We start from the raw sequence: 9,862 nt of genomic DNA on the forward strand, positions 1-9,862 counted from the left end.
ACCGGCGTCCTCGCGCCGCACGCGCGCGTGGCGGGCCGTTTCCCTCCGGGGAGGCGGCCCGCTTCTTCGTGTGGGCGTGCGAGCAAGACCACGTTCGAGGAAAGAGCTACCGGGACGACGGGAACGTACGGCAGGATCCTGGAATGGAGCGTGTACGTGATGTCTCTGAGCTGCCGAAAGCCCATCTGCACCTGCACTTCACCGGGTCGATGCGACCCGCCACCCTGCTCGAACTGGCCGACAAGTACGGCGTGCGCCTGCCCGACGCCCTGACGGAGGCGCTGACCAGCGGGGAGCCGCCGAGACTGCGGGCGACGGACGAGCGGGGCTGGTTCCGCTTCCAGCGGCTGTACGACGCGGCGCGCTCCTGCCTGCGCGAGCCGGACGACATCCGGCGGCTGGTCCGCGAGGCCGCCGAGGAGGACCTGAAGGACGGCTCGGGCTGGCTGGAGATCCAGGTCGACCCGACGTCGTACGCGCCCCGCCTGGGCGGCCTGATCCCGGCGCTGGAGATCATCCTGGACGCGGTGGAGACGGCGTCCCGGGACACCGGCCTGGGGATGCGCGTCCTGGTGGCCGCCAACCGCATGAAGCACCCCCTGGACGCGCGCACGCTGGCCCGGCTCGCGGTGCGCTACGCGGACCGGGGCGTGGTCGGCTTCGGGCTCTCGAACGACGAGCGGCGGGGCATGGCGCGGGACTTCGACCGGGCGTTCTCGATCGCCCGCGACGGCGGCCTGCTCGCGGCACCGCACGGCGGCGAGCTGACCGGCCCGGCGTCGGTGCGGGACTGTCTGGACGACCTGGACGCCTCGCGGATCGGACACGGCGTGCGCGCCGCGGAGGACCCGCGGCTGCTGAAGCGGCTGGCGGACCGGGGCGTGACCTGCGAGGTGTGCCCCTCCTCGAACGTGGCGCTGGGCGTCTACGAGAAGCCGGAGGACATCCCGCTGCGGACCTTCTTCGAGGCCGGAGTCCCCATGGCCCTGGGCGCCGACGACCCGCTGCTGTTCGGCTCCCGCCTGGCCGCCCAGTACGAGCTGGCGCGCCGGCACCACGGCTTCACGGACGCGGAACTGGCGGAACTGGCCCGGCAGTCGGTGAGGGGTTCGGCGGCACCGGCGGACGTCAAGGCGAAGCTGCTGGAGGGCGTGGACGACTGGGTCGGGCGCCCGGTCTCCTGAAGTGGGCGTAGGGCGGGTAGGGCTTGAAGCAGATCAGGACCTCGACGGGGTGCCCGCCGCCGGGCGGCTGGACCAGGCTCGGCAGACCCGCCATCAGCGCCGACTGCCCTTGGGCGGCCCTCTTGTGACGCGGCCCCCAGCCCGCCGCGTGGGCGAAGGACATGGCCGCCTCGGCGAAGAGGTCCCGGCCGCCGAACAGGAAGAACGTGCGGGCGTGTGTGGCGTGTCGCAGCTCGTCCCGGGAGTCCGCGTGTTGCCGGCGCCGGGCGGCGGCGTCCCGCGCCGTGCGCGCCTCGTCGGTGCGGACGGTGAGCGGGGCGCCGGTGGTGAGCGCGCGGCGCAGCTGGGGCCAGGCGCTGGGGCGCAGTCCGTACGTGTGGTGGACCAGGACGAGGTCGACCGGTTCCCCGACGCCCTCGTCGGGCAACACCCCGTCCCGCAGCGGCACATGGACGATCGTGTGGCGTGAGCAGGCGGCGAACGAGAACAGGCCCGCGAGGCGGCTGAGCCCGTCGTGGTCGCCGAGCAGCAGGCCGACGGGGTCGGGGGCGCGCAGCGAGGTGTGGCACAGGGGCTGCCGGGGCTGGACGACCCGGTGCTCGTACGGGCCCGTCCTGGGCCGGAACTCGCTCAGTCTCAGCCGCACGGGCGCGTGGCGGAAGGGCGGCCGGGGTGGTCGGGGTGGTCGGGGTTGTTCACGCACCCCAGGGTGCTGGCCGGGCGGCGGCATCCGCAACGGAGATTCCGCCCAGCAGCGTCCGGGCCAGGCGGCGCGCGAAGTCCTCCACCTCGGGCAGCGCGCCCGTCTCGGTCGCCTCGTAGGCGAACGCGCGCTGGGCGCAGGCACCGAGCAGCAGGGAGGCGGCCGCGAAGGTGTCGGCGTCGGGGCGGACGCGCCCGGCGGTCCGCTCGGCGCGGAGGTAGGCGTCGAGGCCCTCGATCGGCATGTGGGGTCCCGCGCCCATCTGCCGCAGCGCGTCGTCGTGCCGCCGCTTGAGCTGCGTCTCGGCGTACAGGGAGGCGGCGATCGGGAAGCTCTGCTCGTAGAAGAGAGCGGCCTGACGGGCGATCTCGGTGAGGTTCTCCTCCAGGGTGCCCTGTCCCGGCTCGGCGGCGAGGCTGCGCAGCAGGGGAGCCAGTTGCGGCAGGCGCTCGGTGAGCACGCGGACGAACAGCTCCTCCTTGCTGGTGAAGTACTTGTAGAGCGCCGCCTCGGAGCAGTCGGCCGCCCTGGCGATCTCCTTGGTGGTGGCCCGCGCGAGCCCGACGGTCAGCATCAGCTCGTGAGCGGCGTCGAGGATGCGGATGCGGGCCGGTTTCTGCTCCATGACGCCCAAGCGTCCCATGGCCGCTCCATTCATTCTTGACGGGTGGGTGATTACTTACTCACTCTAGGAGAGAGACAGGGTGAGTGAGTACTCACCCACTACATCCGAGACCGGGAGCGGGCCATGGATCGGGAGTACGGCAGGGACGGCAGGGACGGCAGGGACGGCAGGGACGGCAGGGACGGCAAGAACCCTGAGCACGGCACGGGGCTGGAGCACACCCGGGGCCGGGAGAACGGCATGAACCTCACCGTCTTCGGCGCCACCGGCGGAGTCGGCGGGGAGATAGTCCGCCAGGCGCTCTCCGCCGGTCACCGGGTCACGGCCGTGGTGCGCGATCCGGCACGCCTGGAGGTGACCGGCGCGCGCCTGGAGGTGTTCCGCGCCGACCTCACCGACCCGCAGGCGCTCCGCCCCGCCGTCGCGGGGCGGGACGCGGTGCTGTCCGCCCTGGGCTCGCGCAACCGCAAGGCCGACGGGGTGACGGCCCGGATGACCCGTACGATCCTGGCCGCCATGGAGGCGGAGGGGGTGCGGCGGCTGCTGGTGGTCAGCGCCGCGCCCGTCGGCCCCGAGCCGGAGGGCGACGGCCTGCTGGACCGCACCGCACGGCGCATCGTCTCCGCGGCCCTCAAGGACGTCTACGACGACCTGCGGGAGATGGAGGCCGAGCTGGCGCGCAGCAGCACGGACTGGACGGCGGTGCGCCCGCCGCGCCTGCAGAACAAGCCCCTCACCGGCGCGTACCGCACGGTCGTCGGCGGCACTCCCGTCAAGGGCCGCTTCCTGGCACGCACGGACGTGGCCCACGCGATGCTGGCGATGGCGGACGATCCGGGGACGGTCAAGCAGGGGGTGGGGGTGGCTTATTAGGAGCCGCTGGAGGCTCGGGCCGGGTGCGCCGGAGGCACGTCGACTGCCTCGGAACCCGGCCCCCGGTGCCTCAGAGGCTCGCGCCCACCGTCACCGGTTCGTTGACCAGCGTGATCCCGAAGGCCTCGTGGACGCCGGCGACGACCTCGCGGGCCAGCGCGAGGAGGTCCTCGGTGGTGGCCCCGCCCCGGTTGGTGAGGGCGAGGGTGTGCTTGGTGGAGATGCGGGCGGGCCCGGTGCCGTACCCCTTGGTGAAGCCGGACTTGTCGATCAGCCAGGCCGCCGAGGTCTTGGTGTGGCTGTCCCCCGCGGGGTAGGCGGGCGGCTCGACGCCGTCGCCGAGCCGCTCGCGCACGCGCGCGTGGAACGCGGCGAACTGCTCGTGGGTGAGGATCGGGTTGGTGAAGAAGGACCCGGCCGACCAGGTGTCGTGGTCCTCGGCGTCCAGGACCATGCCCTTGCCGGCCCGCAGCCTCAGCACCGTCTCGCGCGCGGCACCGAGCGGCACCCGCTCGCCCGGCTCGACCCCGAGGGCGCGGGCCGCCTCGGCGTACTTGACGGGCGCCGAGAGCCCGGCGGCGTCCTCCAGCTCGAAACGGACGCGCAGCACGACATAGCGCGCGGGGTCGGCCTTGAAGCGGCTGTGGCGGTACGAGAAGGCGCACTCCTCGTTCGTGAGGGTGACCGTCCTGCCCTCGTGCCGGTCGTACGCGATCACCTCGGTGATCGTCGAGGAGACCTCCTGGCCGTACGCGCCGACGTTCTGGATCGGCGTCGCGCCGGCCGAGCCGGGGATCCCGGCGAGGCACTCGACGCCCGCGAGCCCGGCCTCGACGGTGCGGGCGACGGCGTCGGTCCACACCTCGCCGGCCGCCAGCTCCAGGCGCGTGCCGACGAGCTCGAACCCCCGCGTGGCGATGCGCAGGGCCGTGCCGTCGAAGCCCTTGTCGCCGATGACCAGGTTGGAGCCGCCGCCGATCACCAGCAGCGGTGTGCCGCTGTCGTCCGCCTCGCGGACGGCGGCGATCACCTCGGCGTCGGTCTCGGCGGTGACCAGCCGGGTCGCGGGACCGCCCAGCCGGAAGGTGGTCAGCGGGGCGAGGGGGGCGTCGTGGAGTTCCTGCACGCGCCCAAGACTACGAGACGCCACCGACAGCCCGGTCGACCGCGGGCCCGCGCGAGGCCACCGGGCGGGCATGTGTAAGGGGCGCCCCGCAAGGGAGGACGCCCCTTACTCGGTACGAGCGGGTCAGGCCAGGCGCACGACCGCCCGGGACATCCCGAGCACCTTCTTGCCGTCGCTCATGGCCGTGAGGTCCACGCGCACGGTGTTGTCGTCGAGCTTGGCCGCGACCTTGCCGCTGACCTCGATCAGGGCGCCCCGGTCGTCGTTCGGGACGACGACGGGCTTGGTGAAGCGGACGCCGTACTCGACGACCGCGCCCGGATCGCCGGTCCAGTCGGTGACCACGCGGATCGCCTCGGCCATGGTGAACATGCCGTGCGCGATGACGTCCGGCAGGCCCACCTCCTTGGCGAACTTCTCGTTCCAGTGGATGGGGTTGAAGTCCCCGGAGGCTCCCGCGTACCTCACCAGGGTGGCGCGGGTCACGGGGAAACTCTGGGCCGGCAGTTCGGTGCCGACCTCGACGTCGTCGTACGCGATCTTCGTCGTCATCGGTCTCAGCCCTCCCCGCCCTCGGCGTCCGCCGCGCGCGCCACCAGCTTGGTCCAGGCGGTCACGACGTGCTCGCCCGCCTCGTCGCGCACCTCGCCCCGGACGTCCAGGACGTCGTTGCCCGCGAGCGACTTGATCGACTCGATGGTCGAGACGACCGAGAGCCGGTCTCCGGCGCGCACCGGGCGGGTGTAGACGAACCGCTGGTCGCCGTGGACCACGCGGCTGTAGTCGAGCCCGAGCTGCGGGTCCTCGACGACCTGGCCGGCGGCCCTGAAGGTGATCGAGAACACGAACGTCGGCGGCGCGATCACATCCGGATGGCCGAGCGCCTTGGCCGCCTCCGCGTCGGTGTACGCGGGGTTGGCGTCCCCCACCGCTTCCGCGAATTCACGGATCTTCTCCCGGCCCACCTCATAGGGCTCGGTGGGCGGGTAGGTCCGCCCCACGAAGGACTGGTCGAGCGCCATGGCTCGGCACCTCCTGGTCTGAGCAGTGTGTGAAACGACATGAGGCCGCCCCCCAACTGCGGGGGCGGCCTCATGTACGAGCCTGATTTATCGCGTCTCGCGGTGCGCGGTGTGCGCATTGCAACGCGGGCAGTGCTTCTTCATCTCAAGACGGTCCGGGTTGTTACGCCGGTTCTTCTTGGTGATGTAGTTCCGCTCCTTGCACTCCACGCAGGCCAGCGTGATCTTCGGGCGGACGTCGGTGGCAGCCACGTGAGTGCTCCTTGACGAACGGATGGGTCAATTCAACGCAAGAAAGAGTAGCCGATCGAAGGACCGACCCCGCAATCGGCTACTGTCAGTAGCGGTGACCGGACTTGAACCGGTGACACAGCGATTATGAGCCGCTTGCTCTACCGACTGAGCTACACCGCTTTGATGTGATCGAGTCCCGCCTCGCGACGGGAACCTCACACACCAGAGCCCCAATACGGAATCGAACCGTAGACCTTCTCCTTACCATGGAGACGCTCTGCCGACTGAGCTATTGGGGCGAGCGATGAAGACATTACACGGTCCGCAGCCGTTCACCCAAATCCGTTTCCAGCGGCCCTCCGGGGCCTCTTCAGCAGGCTTCCCGGCAGCCTCGTACGCACCTCCCGCAGGCGGTTCGCCCCACCTGCGCGCGAGCCTCGACCGCGCGGCGGACCACGCCGGTACGACTATTGCGCTCCTCCCAGCTCCGCGCGCCTCCCCACCCTAGGCTCGACTCACTCTCCGTGATCTTGGGTCCCCCGAGCACGATCCCCGAACCGGTGGCCCCCGTGGCCGTGGACCCCGAGCCGGTGGATCCGACCGATGGACCCCCGAGCCCCTGGAGCGCGATGCCCGACAGTCAGCCGCAGCCGCCCCCCTCGTCGCCGAACTCGCCGGGCTCGAACTCGCCGGGCTCCTCGGGTCGGTCCGACGCGGCCGCGCTCCTGCTGTGCGGGGCCCGGCTCACCGACGGCCGGACCGTGGACGTACGGCTGGGCGGCGGGCGCATCGAGGCGGTCGGTACGGCGGGCAGCCTGGCGCCGGGACCGGCCCGCGGCGCGGGGGCCCGCGTGGACCTCAGCGGCTATCTGCTGCTGCCCGCCCCGTGCGAACCGCACGCCCACGCCGACACCGCGCTGTCCGGCGAGTGCGCCGGACCGGTCTCGTACGAGCCGGAGCACGTCCAGCGCCGGGCCACGGAGGCGGCGCTGCTGCAGCTCGGGCACGGGGCCACGGTGCAGCGGGCACACGTACGCGTGGGCGACGTCCAGGGGTTGGACGCCCTCTCCGCCGTCCTGCAGGCGCGGCGGTCGCTGCGCGGGCTCGCCGAGCTGACGGCGGTGGCGATGCCTCGGGTGCTGACCGGGGTGGCCGGCGCCGAGGGGCTCGCGATGCTGCGGGACGCGGTGAAGATGGGCGCCTCCGTCGTGGGCGGTTGTCCGGATCTGGACCCCGATCCCACGGGCTATGTGGAGACGGTCCTGGAGCTGGCCTCCGAACACGGCTGCCCCGTCGACCTGCACACGGACGCCGCCGACCCGGCCCGCCTGTCCCGGCTCGCGGCGATGGCCGGCGGTCTGCGCCCCGGCGTGACGCTCGGTCCGTGCGCCGGACTGACCCGGCTGCCCGCCGAGGCGGCCTCCCGCGTCGCCGACCAGCTCGCCGCCGCCGGGGTGACGGTGGTGTGCCTGCCGCAGGGCGGCTGCGGCGCCGTCGACCGGCGGGGTACCGCGCCGGTACGACTGCTGCGCGCGGCCGGGGTCCGGGTCGCCGCCGGCAGCGGCGCCCTGCGCGACGTCTCCAACCCCGTGGGTCGCGGCGACCCCCTGGAGGCGGCCTTCCTCCTCGCCTCGCGCCACGGTCTGCGCCCCGAGGACTCCTACGACGCGGTGAGCGCCTCCGCGCGCGCGGCCCTCGCCCTCCCCGAGGTACGCGTGGAGGCCGGCTTCCCCGCCGAACTCCTCGCCGTACGCGGCGACCGCCTCGCCGGCGCCCTGTCCCTGGCCTACAGCCGCATCGTGGTGCACCGGGGGCGCGTGGTGGCCCGTACCAGCGCGGTGCGGGAGTACTGCAACTCGGCGGTGGCGGTGGAACTGGGGCTGCCCCGGCAGGGACGCGGGGAGTTGTCCTGACGGAAACTCATCCGGGCGAAGGACGGAAATTCCCCCGGAACAACCCCCGGGTGACTGCCCTGAAGTCGTGCGGCGGATGCGGCTTCTCGGGCGTACGGTCGGATTCATGCGCATTGTCATCGCTGGTGGTCATGGTCAGATCGCGCTGCGGCTGGAGCGGTTGCTCTCCGCGCGCGGGGACGAGGTCGCGGGGATCATCCGCAGGTCCGAGCAGAGCGACGATCTTCGTGAGGCGGGCGCCGAGCCGGTCGTGCTCGACCTGGAGTCGGCCTCCGTGGACGAGGTCGCGCAGCGGCTGCGGGGCGCGGACGCGGCGGTCTTCGCGGCGGGCGCAGGCCCGGGCAGTGGCGCGGCCCGGAAGAACACGGTGGACAAGGCCGCGGCGGTGCTGTTCGCGGACGCGGCGGTGCGCGCGGGCGTAAGCCGTTTCGTGGTGGTCTCCTCGATGGGCGCGGATCCCGCGCACCGGGGCGACGAGATCTTCGACGTGTACCTGCGCGCCAAGGGCGAGGCCGACGCGTACGTCAGCGGCCTGGACGCCCTGGACTGGACCATCCTGCGCCCCGGTGCCCTGACGAACGACCCCGGCACGGGCCTGGTCCGTCTGGAGGCGCACACCGGGCGCGGCCAGGTCACCCGCGACGACGTGGCTGCGGTCCTGGCGGAACTGGTGGACACCTCGGCGACGGCCGGCCTGACGCTGGAGCTGATCGGCGGCTCGACGCCGGTGTCGGTGGCGGTGAAGTCCGTGGCCGGGAACTGAGGTTGCCCCCGGGCCGTTGGACGTTCAGAAGAGAGGCAGCTGCCCGGGGAACGCCGGCACGGCGTATCCGTCCAACGCCGGCTGGACGGCCCCCAGTTGCGCCTGCCGCCGCGACCCGGCACACGAGACGAGTTCCCCGCCCTCCCGCGCCCCGGGCGGATCGTGCCGCGCGAACCGCCCCGCGACCACGGCGATTTCACGACGACACACCGGACAGGCCCTACGACGGGACGACATGAGGCCAGTGTGCCCCGCGCCGCCGGTGTCCGGCGAGGCACCGCAGGTGCACAGGCGGCAACTGGCAAAAGCAGGCTCGTGCGCGCACTGAAAGCCGGTCAGCGCCACTCCTGACAGCCCCGGAATCCGGGCGGCACGGCGTGAGGCAGGTCACCCTGCGTGAATCCGCCCGAAAGATTGTCCGCGCACACGAAGAGACCCCCTCCAGTCCGCGTTTCCGCAGAGTGGAGGGGGTCTTCCCCAAAGTGGCGGCGCCAGGATTCGAACCTGGGAAGGCTGAGCCGGCAGATTTACAGTCTGCTCCCTTTGGCCGCTCGGGCACACCGCCGGGGTTTGCTGCCCCGTCGCACCGCTTTTCGGCGGTGCTCCCTGGCAACGACGTAAACAATACCCGATGCACAGGGGTGCTTCGCCACTCGATTGATCGGCACTCTCGGGGCGTGGGATGGCTAGGCTGGTGCGGATGCGGACCGGCCCAGTGCCGGGCTCGGCGGCCACCCCCACGCACGCCGACACGCACCCGATACGCACCCCGATACAAGGAGCCACAGGACATGGCCGACTCCAGTTTCGACATCGTCTCGAAGGTCGAGCGGCAGGAGGTCGACAACGCCCTCAACCAGGCCGCCAAGGAGGTCTCCCAGCGTTACGACTTCAAGGGCGTGGACGCCTCGATCGCCTGGTCCGGCGAGAAGATCCTGATGCAGGCGAACTCCGAGGAGCGGGTCAAGGCGATCCTCGACGTCTTCCAGTCCAAGCTGATCAAGCGCGGCATCTCGCTGAAGGCGCTGGACGCGGGCGAGCCGCAGCTCTCCGGCAAGGAATACAAGATCTTCGCGTCCATCGAGGAGGGCATCTCCCAGGAGAACGCCAAGAAGGTGGCGAAGATCATCCGTGACGAGGGCCCCAAGGGTGTAAAGGCCCAGGTCCAGGGCGACGAGCTGCGGGTCAGCTCCAAGAGCCGCGACGACCTGCAGACCGTGATCGCCCTCCTGAAGGGGCAGGACTTCGACTTCGCGCTGCAGTTCGTGAACTACCGGTAGTCCGGGATTCCGGTGGCGCTGTGACTCCGGCGGGCCGCCGGAGCGCGCGCACGAGGAGTGGCGAGGGGGGGGGGCCCCGGGGGGGGCCCCCCGCGGACCCGCGCCGCGCGCGCGGTGACCCCGGCGCGGGGCGCGCGGG

At 72.2% G+C, this 9,862-nt stretch carries 12 protein-coding genes and 3 tRNA genes; 5 read left to right on the plus strand and 10 right to left on the minus strand.

The features are described from left to right. The first annotated feature begins 143 nt into the window (after positions 1-143). A complete protein-coding gene (locus tag ACWGKT_RS28935) occupies positions 144-1,184 on the plus strand; it encodes an adenosine deaminase (protein ID WP_453276003.1) in 1,041 nt (346 codons plus the stop codon). Here ACWGKT_RS28935 and ACWGKT_RS28940 read toward each other — a convergent pair. After that, positions 1,129-1,830: a hypothetical protein gene (locus tag ACWGKT_RS28940; RefSeq protein ID WP_453276004.1), complete on the minus strand. Its 702-nt coding sequence runs from the start codon at positions 1,828-1,830 to the stop codon at positions 1,129-1,131. The two genes, ACWGKT_RS28935 and ACWGKT_RS28940, sit on opposite strands and share 56 nt — an antisense overlap. Before the next feature lie 49 nt (positions 1,831-1,879). Then, entirely contained in the window at positions 1,880-2,512 is a 633-nt protein-coding gene (locus tag ACWGKT_RS28945; protein ID WP_453276018.1) for a TetR/AcrR family transcriptional regulator, read from the minus strand. Between the two features lie 240 nt (positions 2,513-2,752). Between ACWGKT_RS28945 and ACWGKT_RS28950 the strand changes: the two genes are divergently transcribed. Beyond that, positions 2,753-3,385 carry an NAD(P)-dependent oxidoreductase gene (locus ACWGKT_RS28950; protein ID WP_453276019.1) on the plus strand — a complete coding sequence of 211 codons (633 nt, stop codon included), beginning with the start codon at positions 2,753-2,755 and terminating at the stop codon, positions 3,383-3,385. Positions 3,386-3,455: 70 nt separating this feature from the next. Here ACWGKT_RS28950 and ACWGKT_RS28955 read toward each other — a convergent pair whose 3' ends face one another. From ACWGKT_RS28955 to ACWGKT_RS28980, 6 genes are all read right to left on the minus strand, one after another. Continuing rightward, complete coding sequence (locus ACWGKT_RS28955; RefSeq protein WP_453276005.1) at positions 3,456-4,511, minus strand: UDP-N-acetylmuramate dehydrogenase; 1,056 nt, start codon at positions 4,509-4,511, stop codon at positions 3,456-3,458. 123 nt (positions 4,512-4,634) lie between these two features. Then, positions 4,635-5,063, minus strand: a complete 429-nt coding sequence (locus ACWGKT_RS28960; protein WP_453276006.1) for a MaoC family dehydratase — start codon at positions 5,061-5,063, stop codon at positions 4,635-4,637. Between the two features lie 5 nt (positions 5,064-5,068). Continuing rightward, complete coding sequence (locus ACWGKT_RS28965; protein WP_356148745.1) at positions 5,069-5,533, minus strand: MaoC family dehydratase N-terminal domain-containing protein; 465 nt, start codon at positions 5,531-5,533, stop codon at positions 5,069-5,071. Positions 5,534-5,620: 87 nt separating this feature from the next. Further along, positions 5,621-5,785: a 50S ribosomal protein L33 gene (rpmG, locus tag ACWGKT_RS28970; RefSeq protein WP_003948671.1), complete on the minus strand. Its 165-nt coding sequence runs from the start codon at positions 5,783-5,785 to the stop codon at positions 5,621-5,623. Between the two features lie 89 nt (positions 5,786-5,874). Further along, positions 5,875-5,947 (minus strand) — tRNA-Met (locus tag ACWGKT_RS28975). 46 nt (positions 5,948-5,993) lie between these two features. Further along, a tRNA-Thr gene (locus tag ACWGKT_RS28980) sits at positions 5,994-6,066 on the minus strand. Between the two features lie 330 nt (positions 6,067-6,396). Here ACWGKT_RS28980 and ACWGKT_RS28985 point away from each other — a divergent pair. After that, entirely contained in the window at positions 6,397-7,680 is a 1,284-nt protein-coding gene (locus ACWGKT_RS28985; protein ID WP_453276007.1) for an amidohydrolase family protein, read from the plus strand. A 106-nt stretch (positions 7,681-7,786) separates the two neighbouring features. Further along, complete coding sequence (locus tag ACWGKT_RS28990) at positions 7,787-8,443, plus strand: NAD(P)H-binding protein (protein WP_453276008.1); 657 nt, start codon at positions 7,787-7,789, stop codon at positions 8,441-8,443. A 24-nt stretch (positions 8,444-8,467) separates the two neighbouring features. Here ACWGKT_RS28990 and ACWGKT_RS28995 read toward each other — a convergent pair whose 3' ends face one another. After that, a complete protein-coding gene (locus ACWGKT_RS28995) occupies positions 8,468-8,680 on the minus strand; it encodes a hypothetical protein (RefSeq protein ID WP_453276009.1) in 213 nt (70 codons plus the stop codon). A gap of 246 nt (positions 8,681-8,926) precedes the next feature. Then, positions 8,927-9,008 (minus strand) — tRNA-Tyr (locus tag ACWGKT_RS29000). A 226-nt stretch (positions 9,009-9,234) separates the two neighbouring features. Here ACWGKT_RS29000 and ACWGKT_RS29005 point away from each other — a divergent pair. Continuing rightward, positions 9,235-9,723 (plus strand): YajQ family cyclic di-GMP-binding protein, encoded by a 489-nt coding sequence (locus ACWGKT_RS29005; protein ID WP_235459187.1) that lies wholly within the window; start codon positions 9,235-9,237, stop codon positions 9,721-9,723. The last annotated feature ends 139 nt before the right edge of the window (positions 9,724-9,862 follow it).

Source organism: Streptomyces sp. NPDC054794, from assembly GCF_053611585.1.

Coding starts and splice junctions, on each gene's coding strand:
- ACWGKT_RS28950 (WP_453276019.1), top strand. CDS start 2,753: ATGAACCTCACCGTCTTCGGCGCCACCGGCGGAGTCGGCGGGGAGATA.
- ACWGKT_RS28985 (WP_453276007.1), top strand. CDS start 6,397: ATGCCCGACAGTCAGCCGCAGCCGCCCCCCTCGTCGCCGAACTCGCCG.
- ACWGKT_RS28945 (WP_453276018.1), bottom strand. CDS start 2,512: ATGGAGCAGAAACCGGCCCGCATCCGCATCCTCGACGCCGCTCACGAG.
- ACWGKT_RS28965 (WP_356148745.1), bottom strand. CDS start 5,533: ATGGCGCTCGACCAGTCCTTCGTGGGGCGGACCTACCCGCCCACCGAG.
- ACWGKT_RS28990 (WP_453276008.1), top strand. CDS start 7,787: ATGCGCATTGTCATCGCTGGTGGTCATGGTCAGATCGCGCTGCGGCTG.
- ACWGKT_RS29005 (WP_235459187.1), top strand. CDS start 9,235: ATGGCCGACTCCAGTTTCGACATCGTCTCGAAGGTCGAGCGGCAGGAG.
- ACWGKT_RS28960 (WP_453276006.1), bottom strand. CDS start 5,063: ATGACGACGAAGATCGCGTACGACGACGTCGAGGTCGGCACCGAACTG.
- ACWGKT_RS28935 (WP_453276003.1), top strand. CDS start 144: ATGGAGCGTGTACGTGATGTCTCTGAGCTGCCGAAAGCCCATCTGCAC.
- ACWGKT_RS28995 (WP_453276009.1), bottom strand. CDS start 8,680: ATGTCGTCCCGTCGTAGGGCCTGTCCGGTGTGTCGTCGTGAAATCGCC.